The sequence below is a fragment of the Enterococcus sp. DIV0712 genome, assembly GCF_050554855.1.
Taxonomy (GTDB): Bacteria; Bacillota; Bacilli; order Lactobacillales; family Enterococcaceae; genus Enterococcus; species Enterococcus faecalis.
Genome location: NZ_CP187333.1, coordinates 1,203,066 through 1,221,009, shown reverse-complemented (window position 1 = coordinate 1,221,009; position 17,944 = coordinate 1,203,066). Strand labels below are relative to the sequence as shown.

The following is a 17,944-nucleotide window of genomic DNA, read 5'->3' as shown; positions in this document are numbered from 1 at the left end:
ATGTGTCAATCAAACGGCAACTCTTCCATGGAAAGCCGTTCTTGCGAAACTATCAAGCATGCGTAGGGCAAGCCCTCATTTTCGTACTCAAATTCTCCCCGCTGGTTGTCAATTGGGTCTGCACGCAATTGCATTTTTGCCGGCTGAAAGTCTGCCTGGATCTCACTATTTGCGACCATTCTAAAAACATCTAAATTGCCGAAATAATGATTCCACCGCTGTCTATCCCCGTCTCGGTAAGCACCTCCGCCAAAAGATAAATCCGCAAAGAGCCAGCCGTACGGTTCTATATAAAATTGTGCCCAATCATGACAGCCTGTATAATGTGTAGAAACATATAATCCCGATTGCCATTTGGCTGGTATCCCTGCAATCCGACAAAGCGTGATAAACAAAATCGCTTGCACGCCGCAGTCACCTTTTAAATTAGTTGCAGCATACTCTGAAATATTGGAAATTGTAAAATATTCACGCATGAAAGAATAATGAATCTTTGTCGTCACAAAGTCATAAATCAAGCGTGCCTTTTTTAAGGGATTACTTTCATCGCCCACAATCTCATCTGCTAAATTTCTTAAATAAGGCGTGAATCGAATATGCGGTAACTGTTCCTCTAAATCAAAGCTTGGTTGCATTTTGTCTACGTTATTTTCTTCTAACTGTTGGTAAACCATCCGATTAACATAACAATATTCAACTGTAAACGTTTGATTTTCTTTTAAAATTGTTTCAAAACACAGTGTTCGTTGAGGCGCATCTTCTGCCGCAATATAGGTTGCTTCAGGTGACGCAGCTAGGATTTCAATTTCTGATTGTTGTTGACACGCTTTGGGCAGCGGCAAATGGACACGAACACGCTCACCTGGACGCTCAAATTCTTTTTTCACCTGAATGGTGGCTTTAATTGTTGTTCTCACTTTTCTACCACCGTTTTTTTGCATTTGTTCGATGTTCTCTTTTAGTTCTTTTTTGCGGAGAATTTCTAATTGATTGCTTTCTGCTTCCCGCAAACGTGCAACATATGCCGCATTTGTTTTAATTAAATTGGCCAAAAATCGAAGTTGGAAATACGGTTCACCGTCAATATAAACCCAGTCCACTAATCCCGTTTCTTTTAAACGAATTAATTCCTCTGTTTGATAATCCTGAAAAGTGTCTCTCATCATTTGATCAGCTTTTGCAAAGCTATGAGGATACTCATTCATACGCATCATTTTAATGACATCTTTTTCAATTATCAAACGTTCTTTTAATGCCTGCGGAAGTTCTTTTGTCAACCAAAAATCAATGGCAATATCCGCACTTGCAAAATCGCCAAATTCTTTCACCCTTTGAATTTCCTCAGGCAAAGGAACACTAAGATACTTTAAATCATACTTCATTTGCTTTACTCCTTTTTTAATGAGAAATGCCTAATCCAGCTGCTTCTCCTAATTCCAATAATGGTTTTGCTTCTAAGGATACGCCCCCAGTTACGGGCGCAGTTTCTAAACCGAATGTCGCATCTAAATCTGCTCGTGTGATATTCTTTTGAGCAGCAGCTAAATGGGCAGCAGCCGTGATGCCAATGGTTGTTTCTTCCGCCATACACCCAATCATGCATTCGATGCCTGCTGTTTCACAAATCTGATTAATTTTCAGCGCTTCATGAATGCCGCCACACTTCATTAATTTTATATTGATAACATCGACTGTGCCTTTTTTAACTAATTCCAACGCATCTTGAGCATCAAAACAGCTTTCATCAGCCATAATTGTCGTATTAACTTGTGAAGTAACGTATTTTAGACCTTCTAAATCGCGTCTTTTAACTGGCTGTTCCACTAATTCAATTTGATAATCTGCTAATTCTTGAATCGCTTTAACTGCATCTTTGGGCGTCCAAGCCTGATTCGCATCTAAGCGGAGCTTGATATCAAAGCCAACTGCTTCACGAATCGCTTTTACTCTTGCGATATCAGCTTCAATTCCTGTTCCGACTTTAATTTTTAATGTATCAAAACCTAGTTTGACTTTTTCGACGGCTTTTTGTGCCATCACATTTGGTTCATCAATACCTAGTGTAATATCCGTTATTACTTGGTTATCATAGCCGCCTAACAATTGATAAAGAGGCAGTTGAGCTTTCTGACCCATCAAATCATAACAAGCAATATCGATTGCTGCTTTTGCCGCTGGAGCGAAAGCAGATATTTTATCCATCACTTCATGAATTTTCTCAATATTAAAGGGGTTTAAGCCAATGATTGCTTGGCCAAATAATTCGATCGTTTCAATCGTGCCAGCCAACGTTTCACCGGTAATAAAAATGCCTGGCCCTCCTTCTCCATATCCAACTAATCCCTCTTCTGTTTCAATTTCCACAATTGCACTATCCGCTGATTCTATCGTCCCCAAAGCGATCGTAAATGTTTCTTTCAGTTTAATTTTCGATGCCCTAACATGTACCTGCTTAATTTTCATAAAATCCTCCCTTTGATATTTCCAATTGACTGAAAATTCAGTTTTTTAAAAATATCCAAAAATTAAATTTAGATTGTTATCGATCATTCTAAACTCATTGTTTTCTAATGTCAACAAAATAATGAGATTTTGATTAAAATAAAATGAATTTAGATTTTTATGAGCTTTTTTAATAAATCAGTAAATTCCATGACATGTGAGATACTTCTCATTTACAAACATTCTTAAAAAAGGTATGATAGTAAAGAGGCAACTTGCAAAGGAGTAGAAGACGAATGAGTGAACAACCTCAACAACGTTCAACCGAAGAAGTTGAAGCAATTAAAGAAGATATTTTAACTGCATTAGAAACAGTGATTGACCCTGAATTAGGCATCGATATTGTTAATTTAGGACTAATTTATGAAGTTGAATTTGCAGAAGAAACTGGTGATACTGTCATCAAAATGACCTTAACCACAATGGGTTGTCCGTTAGCAGATGTTTTAACAGAACAAATCCATGGTGTTTTAAAAGATATTCCTGAAGTAAATAATATCGAAGTAAAATTAGTCTGGTACCCTGCTTGGACAACGGATAAAATGAGCCGTTACGCACGAATTGCTTTGGGTATTCGCTAGTTATTTCGAGGCTAATGATAAAAAACATATGAAAGAACCGATTGGTCCGTTCTTTCATATGTTTTTTTGTTTGTTTAATTTACTTATTTGATAAAAATTACCTAATGCCATCAATACTTGGCTTTTTCCAAATTTTTGCTACTGGATGGAAGTCTAATAAAAACTGTAGCTGCGTTCCACCGAAGCCTGACGCTCCAGCAAACATGATATGAAAAGTGAGCCCTCTATCCATAATCAGATACCCCGTATCCTGCACGCCATTTCTTTCATAAAACTGATAACGTTTTTCTCTTTGGGCTTCATTCGCTGCATTTTTGCCAATTTCTTCACTCTCTAAAAGAACCCCCTTAGGATAACGTGTCTTCAATAACGCTAACACGGTTGAGCCTAATCGTTTGTTTCGGTGGTGCTGATCAATTGCAAAGAAAAAGACATAGGTTGCTTCAGGTGCAATTTGACTATTTAACAAAATCCCCACGTTCTCATCCGCCTCTTGAATAACAAACAAATGAAATTTTCCTGCTTGAGAAGACATCAATAATTGATCAAACGGCAGTCTCTCTTCTTCTGGAAAAGCTTCTATGTAGGTTGCTTCCCAATAGGCTTGATTTTCTTGATTTAATAATGTGAATTGCATAAAAGCTCCTTTCTAAAATGATTGCTTCGTACTAATAACTTTTGTTACTTACATAAGACCTAAAAGTTATTTAAACATGCGACTGGTTATTCCTATACGCAATTATTTTTTGATACTAATCTAGTAGTTTAATTGTTCTCTGTTTCTGAGTCAATAAAAGAGCACAAGATTCGAGACTTTCAACGTTTAGTGAAAAGTCGATTCTTATTTCATTACAACCGATTCACTATTCGCTGCCCTCTTTTTTCTATTCGTTGATTTACTTGAACTAAATATTCATTTATCTCCTCTATATTCTGAGGTAAGATAAACGAGTCTTTTTTCAAATGATTTTTCCATAGCGCTACTGGTTGATACTGTTCATTTAAAAATGGTTGCATCTCATACGTATGAACGTAGCTTTCCCATGAATGAAACGAAGCTAAAAATATCGAAAGTTGTTCTAAAGAATAATCCCAATAATCTTTAAACGATAAGCTTCTTCCGCTGTTAAATCCTAGTGGAACTACTGTAATGTTTCCAATTGAATGGGTAAGTTCGGCAAAACGCTTTAATTGTGGGTCCTGATGAACTCGCTCAAATTTAGTAAAATTGTCGAGAAGGAATTCATTCCATGTATATTTTTTTGGTACAGGATTTGGTAAATAGTCAGGAAAAACTTGGTCAAAATAAGTTAAATATTGGTCCGAAATCACAGCCGATGCCCCGGAATCATGAGGCGGATACTTGCTATTTACTGCAAGCAAATTCTGTTCAGAAGGTTTTTCTAAATAGCTTTCTTGATTTTCCCCAATTACTTCCGCTGGTCTAAAGAAATCGGGATAAACAAGTTGCAACATAATTTTATACGTTGTCCAAAATGAGTTCATAATATCTTTGTGCACGGTCGCCTTCCCAGTTAACTTTAAAAAAACATCCTCCACAACCTCGTACTTTTCAATATGGACATTCGATGTTCTAGCTTTTAAAATATTTTTAACTGGCTGCTGGTGGTCATACTCTTGACCCAAAAGCAACTTCTTTAAATCATCTTTCTCTGAAATTGTCTTAACTGTAATTTCCGCCACTTTGAATAACTCCCATCCTACGATTTTCTCTATATTCTTTTATATTATTATACTAGAAAAACGCTCCCTCCTGCCCTTTTTTAATCAACAAATCAGCAATTAGAAAACACCAACGAAACAGAAGTGCAACACTAGCATGCGAAAAAATGCGATCGGCAACTTATTTTTTAGACACTCTGTGTGTTTCGTATAGTCGAGGCTGGTTGCGTGTATTTTTTTCAAGAAAATTGAGAACAGCTATGGTATAGTCAAAACTACGATTATTTCAAACACGGAGCGACAGTTTATGGAAATGTACCAAGTAATTAGATATTTTTTAAATGAAATGGAGAAAAAGATTTGGCATGCCTTGTTAACATTAGTACTTTTTTGTCTTTATATTTCCATTTTTGATGTGCCTTTTACAATTAAAAATACATTCATCGGCAGACTACTTTTCCCGAAAGCTTTTATGAATGCAGGAAGTGCGAATCTGATTTTTTATTTGATTAGTTTTTTTGGTTTTTTATGGTCAATTTTCATTTTTGCTTATCTATTGAATAAGACACGCCTCAAATTATTAAATAAAACATTTCCTTATCTTTTGGAAATATTAGAAGTCTGTATTTTGCCTTTAGTGATTCTTTTTGCTTACATTTATATTTATTTGCGGGTCCATGGCGAAGGTTTCAGCTATATACGAGAATCTCTTTTACAGCAAGAGTTAACTTATTCAATGAAATGGTTTCTTTGCCTTGGTAGTTTGGCGCCGTTATTTTTCTTTTTAAGCACTTTAAATTTAACTAAACGAGTCAGACAAAAAAAAGACATGGAATCATGAAAATCCATGTCTTTTTTAGTCGGATATTGTTTTTACCGCAGGACAGTTTTCTTCCAAAAATTCAAAAATACTACTGTAATAATTTTCAGGTTCGTAGACACTTGAAGATAAATGTGGTGCTTTAGCAACAATGAGACCTTTTTTTATCCCCTGAGTTGCCGCTAAATTTTCTTCAAACATTGTCATTGGAACAAAGCGATCACCTGTACCGTGAATAAAGAATGTGGGCAACGTATTTTTGTGTAATTGTCTCACGGAAGAAGCAGTTTTCAACTGAAAGCCATAGTTATTTAATGCTAATTGATTAGCAATCGTTAAAATAGGAAAAGCGGGTAAATGAAAAGATTCATGTAGGACATATTTAAATTCATCATAAACAGAAGCATAGCCACAATCCACTATTAATCCGCGGACATTCGTTGGTAACTTTTCACCACTTGCCATCATGACAGTAGCCGCTCCCATGGAACCGCCCACTAAAATAATTTCTGCTTCCATATCAATGGCAAGAACTTCACTAATCCAACTTAATAAATCTAACCGATCCAGCCATCCCATCCCAATTTTATTCCCTGAACTTTTCCCGTGCGCACGCAAATCGGGAACTAAAACATTGTAGCCTTCTTCTGCAAAACGTAATGCAGTATATGCCATATCGCGTTTTCCGTTTGAACGATAACCATGCATACAAATCGCCCAACGATGGTTATCTGGATAAGGAATAAAGCACCGTGCATACAATGTTTCATCTTTAATTTTCAACCAACGATCTTCAGCAAAAGGCTCTGTCCAAAAAGCTTCGCCTTCTTGTTTTTGTTGTTCTTCTATTTTAGTATATCTTGTTTCTCGTTCTTGAAAATTATCAGGATTTAATAACCGATGCCCTTTTTTATGATACCAAGGGTTGTCTTTAAGCAACGCGATTTTCAAAAAATAATTGGCAATGTAAACAGAAAAAACAACGCCAATCATTGCAAAAATGATCAGTAACCCGAGGAGCCATTTCATCTGCAAATCACACCCTCTTCTAAAGTATTTCCTTCTTCATTTAATATACTATGGATTTTTCATTTCTGAAAGAAATCACCCTTACATTTTGTTATTTTTTGAAAAAAAGCAGCCGTCTCAAAAAGAGGCGGCTACTTTTAATCTATCAACAATCCAACGTTGTCATATCTTCATATGTCTCACGGCGAGCAACTAATTTTGCTTGTCCATCTTCGACAAAAACCACCGCTGGTCGAGGATTTCGGTTGTAATTACTTGCCATTGAATAACCGTAAGCCCCCGTACTACTGATGGCCAATAAATCCCCTGCTTTAACTTCTGGCAATAAAATATCTCGAAGTAAGACATCGCCTGATTCGCAATATTTACCAACTACTGTGACTTTCTTGACTGAATCATGCCCCTCACGATTCGCTAAAAATCCATCATAAACCGCTTGATACAAAGCAGGCCGTATATTATCACCCATGCCACCATCTACGGAAACAAAATGACGAACACCAGGAACCTCTTTTTGCGCGCCAACTGTATATATCGTTGTGCCCGCTTCGGCAATTAAACTGCGGCCTGGTTCAATCCAAAGCTCAGGCAGTGGATACCCTAATTGTTCACAATGACCTTTCAAGGAATAAACAATTTTTTCAACAAAAGTTGCTGGTGCTAATGGCTCATCTTGCTGCGTGTACTGCACACCAAAACCACCACCCATATTTAAAACACGTGCTGTAAATTGATGGACTTGCCGCCAGTCTTCTAAAATAGTGAACATTTTTTCAACAGCAGCTAAAAAGCCTTCCACAGCAAAAATTTGCGAGCCAATATGGCAATGGACCCCTTGCACATCAAAAGAGGGATTTGATAAAAGGCGAACGAGCGCTTCTGTTGCCTGGCCACTTGCAACATCAAAACCAAATTTTGAATCTTCTTGGCCTGTCAAAATGTAATCATGTGTTTCTGCATCCACACCAGGACTCACCCGAAAAAGAACTTTTTGTGTTTGGTTTCGTGTAGTTAATAATTCTTCCAACAAGTCAATTTCGTAAAAATTATCAATGACAATTGTACCTATTTTGTTATCCAAGGCGTAACGTAATTCTTCAGGGGTTTTATTATTTCCATGGAACTCAATTTCCGCTGGCTCCATGCCCCCTTTTAAAGCTGTGAATAGTTCTCCACCAGAGACAACATCACAAGCAATATCTTCTTCCTTTAACACTTGATAAATAGCTAAACAACTAAATGCTTTACTTGCATAAACCACTTTATTTTTGATACCTAATTGATTCGTTTGTTTAAAACCACGTGCTTGCGCGCGAATATGAGCGACATCATAGACAAATAACGGCGTCCCGAATTTTTGCGCCAACTTTACGGTGTCACAACCACCGATTTCTAAATGATTTTCCCGATTCATTTTTGCTGTACCAAATAACATGTTTTCCCGCCCCTTCATTTCGTTTTATTAAAAATCATAGCATAAAACCCAGTAGCTTCCTATAATTTTCCACATTTTTCTCTGACTTTCTCCTGTTGCTTTTTTTCGCCAAATAGCCTACAATAATTGGAATATGAATAAAAAACCTTTATTATCAAGACTTTAATCTTTTAAACAAAAATTGGTATATACGAAAAAGAAAGAAGGCAGATGACTTGGCTACACTGAACCGCGATCAACAAATTGAAGAAATTATTAATTTGGAAGCAATTTTGAATTTACCGAAAGGAACAGAACATTTTGTCAGTGATTTACATGGTGAATTTGAAGCTTTTGACCATATTTTAAGAAATGGTTCTGGGCGAATCCGAGAAAAAGTTCAATTTTTATTTAAACAAGAATTAAATGCCCATCAGATGGACGAGCTTTGTTTTATTATCTACTATCCAGAAGAAAAATTAACACTTTTAGAAAATGAAAGCGCCCTCTCTTATGAATGGTGGCTATTAACGATTCGCCGTCTGGTTGAAATCGTCCGTTCTTCTTCGATGAAGTACACACGTTCTAAAGTTCGCAAAGCCCTTCCTGAAACCTATGGGTATATTCTCGAAGAATTGATTTATCAATATGATGAAACAACAACCAAAAACGGTTACTATCAACAAATTATTGAAAAAATTATTTTACTAGGTGAAGCCAAACGTTTCGTGACAGAATTAGCTTATCTAATCCAACGTCTGATTATCGATCACCTACATGTTATTGGGGATATCTATGACCGGGGGCCAGCACCAGATAAAATTATGGACCGATTAATGTCCTATCACTCCTTGGATATTCAACTAGGCAATCATGATATGATTTGGCTGGCTGCTTATAGTGGTTCACTGGCTTGTTTAGCCAATGTAGTACGTATTTGTGCTCGCTATGGAAATTTAGATTTGTTAGAAGAACGTTATGCTATCGATTTAACCGCCTTAAAAAAATTTAGTTTAGAAACATATAAAGAAAATCCTGCTTTTGCACCCAAGAAAAATCCCTATCGTGCGTTAACTGAAGCTGAAAAACAAGTAGCGATGCGTGTGCAACAAGCCATTGCCATTATTCAAGAAAAACTAGAAGGGCAAATTATTGGTCGACGCCCTGATTTTAACTTGGCACATCGGCTACGCTTAGATAAGATTCAAGGGGAAACTATTACTTTTGACGAATGTCGTTATACATTAATTAACAGCTGTTTCCAAACCGTTTCTGAAGAGCAGCCTTACCAATTAACACGTGAGGAAAAACAGATAATTGATGATTTATTAACGCAATTTCAGTCTTCGCCGCGGTTAACAAAACACATGCGCTTTCTAATGGAAAAAGCTTCTCTTTACCTTGTGTATAATCAAAATTTATTGATTCATGGCTGTCTGCCTCTGAATGCGGACGGTACTTTTCAAGCTTACACATTTAAAGGCCACTCCTATTCAGGAAAAGCTTTAGTTGACTTCTTTCAGGAAATGTTAGAAGAAGCTTATGCTCAGCCTGCTAGTACAGATGACTATGCGACAGATTGTTTATGGTATCTTTGGTGTGGCGAAGGTTCCTCATTATTTGGCAAACGAGCTATGAAAACCTTCGAGCGTTATTTTCTCGCTGAAAAAGAAACACATCATGAAGAAAAGAATCCTTACTACTCTTTGCGTGATACGGTTGAAGTTTGTGAAAGAATCCTAGATGAATTTGAAGTGACTGGTGAAAATAGACATATCATTAATGGCCATACACCAGTTAAACGAACAAAAGGCGAATCGCCAATCAAAGCAAATGGCACGCTTCTCGTAATTGACGGCGGCTTTTCAAAATCTTATCAGACAATTACTGGAATTGCTGGTTATACATTGTTGTACAACTCGTTTGGTTTACAACTGACCGCGCATAAATCTTTTTCTAGTAAAGAAACAGCCATTTTAAATAATCAAGACATTCATTCCATCAAACAAGTCATCGATCGTCCCTTACAGCGGCTATTGGTGAAAGATACCACTATCGGCAAAGAGCTATTAAAGCAATCGCAAGCACTCCAAAAACAAATGAAACAAAACCAGTAGTGCCGTTAAAAAGACGCTTGCGCTCTTATCCGAAAAATGATTAAATGGAGGAGTTGAGAAAAATATCTATTAGAGAAACGGAAAGGGTTTTACATTGAAGAAACAGCAACTCTCACTATACGGCACCATTTTCTTTCTTTGCTTTTTCCTAATTGTGGGCTTCTTCTTCTCAAGTCGTGGCGAAGATTATGCCAAAGAATCTGAACAAAAAGTTACAATTGATTCCGCCAAACATGAGAAGCATACGAAAGACAAGGAAGAAAATAATTCAGCAAATACAGTATTTTTTGATAAAATAAATGACCTGCTCGTCGCTTCTGTCAAAGAATTTGAAGGAACGGTCGGGATTAGTTATTTGGATTTAGAAACTGGCGAACAGCGTTCCGTGAATGGCCAACATGAATTTTATACAGCTAGTACTATTAAAGTGCCCCTGACGATGTTAGTCGCCGACACGGTTGCTTCTGGTCAAAAAAAATGGACAGACCTGATTCCCTATAACGCCGAAGAAGATTATGAAGAAGGAACTGGGATCATTGCCTATAATATCCAACAAGAATATCCATTAAAAACGTTACAAGAATATGCCATCACCTATTCTGATAATATCGCTAAAAATATGCTCTATGACACATTGGGTGGTGATGCAAAAGCAAAACGAGAAATGTATCAGCGTTATTTGCACAACACACCTTCGATTGAAGAGCCACAATTTTCTTCGGAAGATGCGCTTGTTATTCTACAAAAATTATATACTGAAAAAGCAACAAAACCAGATTACCAAGCGATTTATGATTCTATGAAACAAAGTGTTTTCCATGAAAGAATGGAAACTCCCACAACTCAAGGAAAAGTTGCTCATAAAATTGGTTCCTATGATGAATTTATTCATGATATGGGGATTTTAGAAACACCTCACCCCTTTGCTTTAGCAATTTTTACTAAAGGGCCTGATAATGCTAAGAGTGCTGCGTTTATTGCTTCAGTGACAGATAAGTTATGGCAATTACAGGTGTCTGAATATCCTAATGATAACAGTTAAGAAAATACCCTTGGTTTATTAAGATGACTTAATAAACCAAGGGTATTTTTTTATTGTTTGTTATCATTATCCATTTGTACAGACAACAACTTCGTAAAACGTTCTGCCAACATTTGGTGGGCATCAATTTTTTTGGTTCCTTGTGCTTTTGCTGCAAAACTAGCAAAGTTTAAGCCAGCCCCAAATAGTTGTAACGCACCGTTGCCTAAATCTCCCTTTTTAAGAGCTTCAAGCCCATCTTCGATAAATTGGTTACTTTCATCTAAATGACACTCAGGAAGATATTTCACGCCGTGATGATATCGTTTTACATTCAGAATGATTTGCTTCGCGGCTTCTTCTGAAATAGCCGCTCCCAAGTTTAACAGTAGCTCATTGATTGGTTCCACCAAGCGAGCATAGTCACTTTCGTATTTTTGACAATTCAGTGCAATCGCTTTGCGGCGTTCTTCATTTTTCATTTTTTCCACTCCCTTTTTTATTAAAAACGAGCACGAAAGCTACCAACTGGCTTCGCACTCGTTCTTTCTAACCACTAATTTTCTTTGTTCATGCTTTTAATTTTAATTAGACGTGTAATTTCGCCACGTTCATTTTCTTCTAATTTCATTTGAATGTAGTAAATTGTTTCTTCTAATTGTGGAATCGTCATATACTCTAAGGCGTTGACACGACGACGCGTTTTTTCAATTTCTTTTGATAATAATTGGCACGTCTTTTCAACATTTGCAAGTGCTAATAATTTCGGTAAAATGCTTGAAATTTTAGCAAAAGCTTGATCAAGCTCGCTGTTTGAATTCACGTAGCCATAATCTAAGGGTGCTTCTTGAACAGATTCATCGTAATCAAAAATCATTTTAGGAACTGGCACACTTAAGATGTTCTGTTCAATAATTTCTAATTCAACTTTTTCGGCTGGAATTGCCACTAACTCTTCAATAAAGGCTTCGTTCAACGTTGCGTTTGCCAATACAAAATTTGATAACGCATCCGTCACTTCTTGTTCAACCTGAATACGTAACTCATTGTTTTCTTTGACTAGCGCAATAAACCGTCGCATCAATTCATCTTGTTTGTCTTTCAGCAACTTATGACCTCTCGTGGCCGTAGTTAACTGTTTTTTCAATCGGGAAAGTTCCATACGGGTTGGATTAACATTTAATCGAGCCATTTTTCTACTTCCCTTCAGTTAAATATTGATCGAGCATATCCTCTTTAATTCGTTTTAGTTCTGTTCTCGGTAGCATACTTAATAGTTCCCACCCAAGATCTAACGTTTCTTCAATCGAACGGTTTGTATCGAATCCTTGATTGACATATTCTTCTTCAAAACGTTGGGCAAAAGCTGCGTAAATTTTATCGACATCGGAAAGAGCTGATTCTCCTAAAATGACAGCTAATTCTTTGGCTTGTTTCCCTTGTGCATAGGCTGAGAACAATTGATTCATCGTCGCTGCATGATCCCCGCGCGTTTTGCCTTCGCCAGTTCCTTTGTCTTTAAGACGGGAAAGTGATGGCAATACATCAATTGGTGGTTGGATACCGCTCTTATATAGTTCCCGGGACAAGATAATTTGCCCTTCTGTAATATAGCCAGTTAAATCGGGAATTGGATGTGTTTTATCCTCCTCTGGCATTGTTAAAATAGGAATCTGTGTTACGGAACCTTTTGAGCCACGAATTCGGCCTGCTCGTTCATACAACGTTGCTAAGTTCGTGTAAAGATAACCTGGGTAACCACGACGTCCTGGAACTTCACGGCGTGCTGCTGAAATTTCTCGCAACGCTTCGCAATAATTTGTCATATCCGTCATGATAACTAAGACATGCATGCCCTTTTCATAAGCTAAATATTCAGCGGCTGTCAAAGCCATTCTAGGTGTTGCAATCCGTTCAATGGCTGGATCATTCGCTAAGTTCATAAACAAGACTGAACGATCAATTGCGCCTGTTTGACGGAAATCTTCCATAAAATATTCCGCTTCTTCAAAGGTAATCCCAATGGCCGCAAAAACTACGGCAAATTCTTCTTCACTATTTAACACGTTGGCTTGTCTGGCAATTTGTGCCGCTAATTCTTTATGAGGTAAGCCAGATGCTGAAAAAACAGGTAATTTTTGACCACGAACTAAGGTATTTAAATGGTCAATCGCTGAAATCCCTGTTTGGATGAACTCATCGGGATAATCACGAGCGACTGGATTGATAACTTCGCCGTTAATATCTAATTTTTTCTCAGGTAATAATTCTGGTCCATTATCTTTTAAGCGACCTAAGCCGTCAAAAACGCGCCCCATCATATCTGGCGAAACCCCTAATTCTAAAGGATGTCCCAGAAAGCGAACTTTTGAATCACGAATATTGATATTACTCGTTCCTTCAAAAATTTGGACCATCGCTTTATCTCCATTGATTTCTAAAACTTGCCCTTGGCGAATTTCGCCATTTTGCATGCGTACTTCAATTAATTCTTCGTACTTTACGCCTGCCACTTTTTCAACAATCATCAGAGGACCAACGACTTCATTGATTGTGCGATATTCTTTAATCATTCGTCATTCCTCCTTCAGCAATGATTTCTTTTATCGTTGTTTTAATTTCTGCTTGTAAACGATCCAATTTTTCTAATTCTTCTTCTGGTAAATACTTGCTACGAGCAATGCGATCACGGATTTCAACTGTTCCCGCCATTAACTCAGAGAAATAAGTGCCTAAACTTAAGGCTTTTTGACCTTCTTCACCAAAAGTTAGAATCAATTGCAACATTTTCGCTTGTTTGGTTCGAGAAGTGAACGTATCCACGTCATCAAAAGCATTTTGTTGCAAATAGTCTTCCCGTAATGATTTGGCTGTTTCCAACGTTAAACGGTCTTTATCCGACAAGGAATCAATCCCAACCAAGCGAACAATTTCTTCCAGTTGAGATTCTTCTTGTAAAATCCGCATCCCTTCAGCTACCATAGCGGCCCAGTTCCCTTGCAATTCCAAGTCTAAATATTGCCCTACTTCTGTGGAGTAAAGAGAATAACTTTGCAACCAGTTAATAGAAGGAAAATGACGTTTTTGTGCTAATTGGGAATCTAAGCCCCAGAATACTTTAACAACGCGTAACGTATTTTGGGTGACAGGTTCTGATATGTCCCCACCAGATGGCGAAACCGCACTAATCGCCGTAATGCTTCCTTCACGATGATCTTTTCCTAACGCGATGACTTGTCCTGCTCGTTCATAATATTCAGCTAAGCGACTACCTAAATAGGCTGGATAGCCTTCATCACCAGGCATTTCTTCTAACCGACCACTCATTTCTCGTAACGCTTCTGCCCAACGAGAAGTAGAATCCGCCATAATTGCGACTGAGTAACCCATATCACGGAAATATTCTGCAATGGTAATCCCTGTATAAATCGAGGCTTCCCGTGCCGCTACCGGCATATTTGACGTATTCGCAATTAAAATCGTCCGATTCATCAAAGACTCACCAGTTGTTGGATCAATTAATTCTGGAAATTCATTTAAAACATCTGTCATTTCATTCCCGCGTTCCCCACAACCAACGTAAACGACTAAGTCGACATCGGCCCACTTAGCAATTTGGTGCTGAACGACTGTTTTTCCAGCGCCAAATGGTCCTGGAACTGCTGCCGCTCCGCCTTTCGTAATTGGGAAAAAGGTATCAATTACGCGTTGTCCGGTCACCATCGGTACTTTGGGACTTAGTTTTTCTAAAATGGGACGTCCCCGCCGAACGGGCCATTTTTGCATCATGCTAAAACTTTCCGTTCCTTTAGCCGTTTTCACTGAGTAAACTGTTTCATCAATGGCAAAGTCACCTGCTTTAATTTCGACAATCGTTCCTGAAACGCCGAAAGGCACCATAATTTTATGTTGAATAATCGGTGTTTCTTGAACCACACCGACGATGTCACCTGCCGACACTTCTTCACCAACTGACACAGTCGGTTCAAACGTCCATTTTTTCTCACGATCTAACGCATCAATTTTAACACCACGACCTAAAAAGTTACTGTGGGTTACTTCTTGAAATGTATCCAATGGTCGTTGAATACCATCAAACATTTCGGCAATTAAACCTGGGGCTAATTCAACAGATAATGGTTCTCCTGTTGAAATAACTGGTTCTCCTGGTCCAATGCCTGTTGTTTCTTCATATACTTGAATCGAAGCGACGTCGCCTCGCATTTCAATAATCTCTCCGATAACGCCTAAATCTCCTACATGACAAATGTCTTGGATACTAGCATCTGACATGTTTTCAGCTAAAATCAAAGGACCTGAAACTTTGACAATTTTTCCAATTTGCACGCTCATTCTCCTTTGCATTATAAAATATTTTGTCCAATTGCTTTTTCAACATTTTTTTCAATCTCACTTAAACCGATTCCGATTGTACCATTATGACTTGGGATTAAAATAATCGCTGGTGTCACTTGTTCTTTGTATCGTTCAATCGTTTCTTCTGCTAAAGTAGAGGCTTCTTCCGTTATGAAAATGACCCCAAACTTATTTTTTGCCATAGTTTCAATGGCTTCTCTAACTTGCATTTCTGAAATGGCATGATGGACCTCAAAGCCAAACAGTTTAAATGGTAAGATTGAATTTTTGTCTCCAATGACACCAATTTTATACCCCATTGACTTTTCGCATCCTTTCTCGAATTTTTTCATTTGAAAACCCACTATGTTTTCCGACCAAAATTAAACGCAAATTTTTCCATTCAACTTCTTTCGCATTCAAAAAGGCTAGTAATGGGAGCGGCCCAAAAGCAACCGTCCGACCGTTTTCATACATTGAGGTCAGGTAATCATCTTTGAGTTTTTCAAAAGCCAATAAATTTAATTCATTGGTTTCTTTATTGATAATCTTTTCTAATAGTTGTCCGTAATTCGTTGTTCTGACAAATGCTGTAAATTCTACAAGTGACTTTTCCGCATAGGTCAACAGCTCTTTCTTTGAGAGACTGCCAGCGCTAGAAAGCACGGTTGATAAAAAGTTACTGTTTTGATGTTGAACAATCCCTCTAGCCATCGTTGATAGATTGGTTAAATCAATAAAAGCGATGACTTCCTTCGTTAACTCTTCATAGCCCAATTCATCCGCTAATTTTCGCTGTTGCTGTAAAAATGCTCGATCATAAAGGATATCAATTGCTTGCGGCAAACCGCCTTCTTCCAGATAGGCAAAAACATCACGGATCACTTCTAATAATGCTGGTTCAAGTTCGGAAGAGTTTTTTGTATGAATGGCACTTTTGACTGTGTTTAGAGAATAACGACCATCTTCTAAATAAAGATAATCAAAATCTTTACCTGTTCGCTCAGCTTTCGTCAAAATTTTCAAGTTATGGAAGGTAAAACGCATCGTATACAACGTTACTACAGCTGGTTCTGGAGCCATTTCATATAACCAGCGATAAAGATTTCCCAGCGCTTCAGAAGAATGGTAGTCAAATTTTTCTTCAAAAGTTTCGGTTAAATAAGGTTGATAAACCGTACTTTTTAACATATTTTTAACGTCTTCAACTGTTTCCGCTTCTAAAAGTTGTTGAAACTGTTGCTCAGAAAGCAGCTCCGTTTCTTTTAAACGAATCAGCGGATTAATTTGATGATACGTTGGTTTTCTCATTCTACGTCCTCCCTTCTTAACTGAAAAGTTTTTCTGCTACTTTAAAGCCTTCTGTTTTTTGAATCTCTTCAACTAATGCTGAAAAGAGAAAATTATAATCCAAACCGTCTTTTGCAACGATAAAGCCACTTTCTTTTGGAACAACTTCCTCTGAAAGCTCCCATTGAACAGTAGCATCAGAAAGGGCGGTCAGCCATTCTTGCGTCACTTTCGTTTGAGAATACTCGCCTAAAAGAATGGTTGCTTTTCCTGTTAATTCAAGTGAACCTAATTGTGCTTTCATGAATTGTTGAAATTCTTCCGCTGACCATTCACTCATCTTTAAGACCACTTCGTCAAATAATTGGTTAAGATATGCTTGTTTTTTATTTAATGCATCCTGACGAATTTCTAGTGTTTGCCGTTGTTGGCGTTGTTTAAATTCTTTTAATAATTGTTGTTGTCGTTTTTCTATTTCATGTTCTTGCTTCAGCAAAATTTCTTGTTGTGCTGCTTGGAATTCTTGATCGATGCGCGTTTGTTCACTGGTGACATAGGCTTCGACTTCTTGCTTTCCTTGCTGCTTAATTTCACTGATGATTTTTTCAATGGCATCCATCCATCTGCCTCCTCAATTATTTGACGTTCAATACAAGTAAGAAGGAAATTACGAACCCTAAGATGGCATAAGTTTCAACCATGGCAGCATAGATAATTCCTTTTGTTGCATGTTCTGGTTTCTTCGCTAAAATTTGGATCCCCGCAGCGGCTACACGACCTTGGGCAATCCCAGAGAACAATCCTGCAAAAGCAATTGGTAAAGCTGCTACAAAATAGTTCAATCCTTGAACCATACTCATATCGTTTCCTAAGTTAATATAAATTAAGAAAGCAATAACAAAACCATATAGTCCTTGTGTACCTGGTAATAACTGTAAAATTAACGCTTGACCAAATTTTTCTGGCTGCTCCGTCGTTAAAGCTGCTGCTGCTTCCCCAGTAAAGCCAACCCCTTTGGCTGATCCAATCCCAGCAAAAATTGTCGCCATTGCCATTCCTAATACTGCAAAAACAATTCCACCATTATTATTAATTAAGTAATCCATCATCTCTATTTTCCTCCAATAAATA

18 protein-coding genes are annotated in these 17,944 nt (G+C 37.7%); 4 read left to right on the top strand and 14 right to left on the bottom strand.

The features are described 5' to 3' along the window. Positions 1-5: 5 nt before the first annotated feature. Positions 6-1,382, bottom strand: coding sequence for a transglutaminase-like domain-containing protein (locus IGL42_RS05895; protein ID WP_002366658.1), 1,377 nt, complete (start codon positions 1,380-1,382; stop codon positions 6-8). Positions 1,383-1,398: 16 nt separating this feature from the next. Next, positions 1,399-2,463 carry a dipeptide epimerase gene (locus IGL42_RS05890; RefSeq protein WP_002360381.1) on the bottom strand — a complete coding sequence of 355 codons (1,065 nt, stop codon included), beginning with the start codon at positions 2,461-2,463 and terminating at the stop codon, positions 1,399-1,401. Positions 2,464-2,738: 275 nt separating this feature from the next. On the opposite strand from IGL42_RS05890, the gene IGL42_RS05885 reads away from it, so the two are divergent. Beyond that, positions 2,739-3,083, top strand: coding sequence for a metal-sulfur cluster assembly factor (locus IGL42_RS05885; RefSeq protein ID WP_002357660.1), 345 nt, complete (start codon positions 2,739-2,741; stop codon positions 3,081-3,083). A gap of 97 nt (positions 3,084-3,180) precedes the next feature. On the opposite strand, the gene IGL42_RS05880 is transcribed toward IGL42_RS05885, so the two are convergent. Together IGL42_RS05880 and IGL42_RS05875 are read right to left on the bottom strand one after the other, a co-directional pair. Next, positions 3,181-3,720, bottom strand: coding sequence for a GNAT family N-acetyltransferase (locus IGL42_RS05880; RefSeq protein ID WP_002378300.1), 540 nt, complete (start codon positions 3,718-3,720; stop codon positions 3,181-3,183). 212 nt (positions 3,721-3,932) lie between these two features. Then, positions 3,933-4,787: a hypothetical protein gene (locus IGL42_RS05875; protein ID WP_010710404.1), complete on the bottom strand. Its 855-nt coding sequence runs from the start codon at positions 4,785-4,787 to the stop codon at positions 3,933-3,935. 286 nt (positions 4,788-5,073) lie between these two features. On the opposite strand from IGL42_RS05875, the gene IGL42_RS05870 reads away from it, so the two are divergent. Then, positions 5,074-5,607, top strand: a complete 534-nt coding sequence (locus tag IGL42_RS05870; RefSeq protein ID WP_002360384.1) for a hypothetical protein — start codon at positions 5,074-5,076, stop codon at positions 5,605-5,607. A 15-nt stretch (positions 5,608-5,622) separates the two neighbouring features. Here IGL42_RS05870 and IGL42_RS05865 read toward each other — a convergent pair whose 3' ends face one another. Together IGL42_RS05865 and lysA are read right to left on the bottom strand one after the other, a co-directional pair. Continuing rightward, positions 5,623-6,615 carry an alpha/beta hydrolase gene (locus IGL42_RS05865; protein WP_025191826.1) on the bottom strand — a complete coding sequence of 331 codons (993 nt, stop codon included), beginning with the start codon at positions 6,613-6,615 and terminating at the stop codon, positions 5,623-5,625. A 145-nt stretch (positions 6,616-6,760) separates the two neighbouring features. After that, a complete protein-coding gene (gene lysA, locus IGL42_RS05860) occupies positions 6,761-8,068 on the bottom strand; it encodes a diaminopimelate decarboxylase (RefSeq protein WP_185776372.1) in 1,308 nt (435 codons plus the stop codon). 197 nt (positions 8,069-8,265) lie between these two features. On the opposite strand from lysA, the gene IGL42_RS05855 reads away from it, so the two are divergent. Continuing rightward, positions 8,266-10,146, top strand: coding sequence for a fructose-bisphosphatase class III (locus tag IGL42_RS05855; RefSeq protein WP_002371183.1), 1,881 nt, complete (start codon positions 8,266-8,268; stop codon positions 10,144-10,146). A gap of 154 nt (positions 10,147-10,300) precedes the next feature. Then, positions 10,301-11,188: a serine hydrolase gene (locus tag IGL42_RS05850; protein ID WP_025191827.1), complete on the top strand. Its 888-nt coding sequence runs from the start codon at positions 10,301-10,303 to the stop codon at positions 11,186-11,188. A gap of 50 nt (positions 11,189-11,238) precedes the next feature. On the opposite strand, the gene IGL42_RS05845 is transcribed toward IGL42_RS05850, so the two are convergent. The 8 genes from IGL42_RS05845 to IGL42_RS05810 form a co-directional block, all read right to left on the bottom strand. After that, on the bottom strand, positions 11,239-11,649 hold the full coding sequence (locus IGL42_RS05845) for a hypothetical protein (RefSeq protein ID WP_002388088.1): 411 nt from the start codon (positions 11,647-11,649) through the stop codon (positions 11,239-11,241). A 74-nt stretch (positions 11,650-11,723) separates the two neighbouring features. Beyond that, complete coding sequence (locus IGL42_RS05840; protein WP_002357673.1) at positions 11,724-12,359, bottom strand: V-type ATP synthase subunit D; 636 nt, start codon at positions 12,357-12,359, stop codon at positions 11,724-11,726. A 4-nt stretch (positions 12,360-12,363) separates the two neighbouring features. Continuing rightward, a complete protein-coding gene (locus IGL42_RS05835) occupies positions 12,364-13,740 on the bottom strand; it encodes a V-type ATP synthase subunit B (protein WP_002357674.1) in 1,377 nt (458 codons plus the stop codon). Beyond that, positions 13,733-15,514 carry a V-type ATP synthase subunit A gene (locus tag IGL42_RS05830; RefSeq protein ID WP_002363909.1) on the bottom strand — a complete coding sequence of 594 codons (1,782 nt, stop codon included), beginning with the start codon at positions 15,512-15,514 and terminating at the stop codon, positions 13,733-13,735. The genes IGL42_RS05835 and IGL42_RS05830 overlap by 8 nt, the downstream gene beginning before the upstream one ends. 17 nt (positions 15,515-15,531) lie before the next feature. Beyond that, on the bottom strand, positions 15,532-15,843 hold the full coding sequence (locus IGL42_RS05825; RefSeq protein ID WP_002357676.1) for a V-type ATP synthase subunit F: 312 nt from the start codon (positions 15,841-15,843) through the stop codon (positions 15,532-15,534). Beyond that, positions 15,833-16,834, bottom strand: a complete 1,002-nt coding sequence (locus IGL42_RS05820) for a V-type ATPase subunit (RefSeq protein WP_002357677.1) — start codon at positions 16,832-16,834, stop codon at positions 15,833-15,835. The genes IGL42_RS05825 and IGL42_RS05820 overlap by 11 nt, the downstream gene beginning before the upstream one ends. A gap of 16 nt (positions 16,835-16,850) precedes the next feature. Further along, a complete protein-coding gene (locus tag IGL42_RS05815; RefSeq protein WP_002365627.1) occupies positions 16,851-17,432 on the bottom strand; it encodes a V-type ATP synthase subunit E in 582 nt (193 codons plus the stop codon). 16 nt (positions 17,433-17,448) lie between these two features. Further along, positions 17,449-17,922, bottom strand: coding sequence for a V-type ATP synthase subunit K (locus IGL42_RS05810; RefSeq protein WP_002363905.1), 474 nt, complete (start codon positions 17,920-17,922; stop codon positions 17,449-17,451). Positions 17,923-17,944 lie beyond the last annotated feature (22 nt).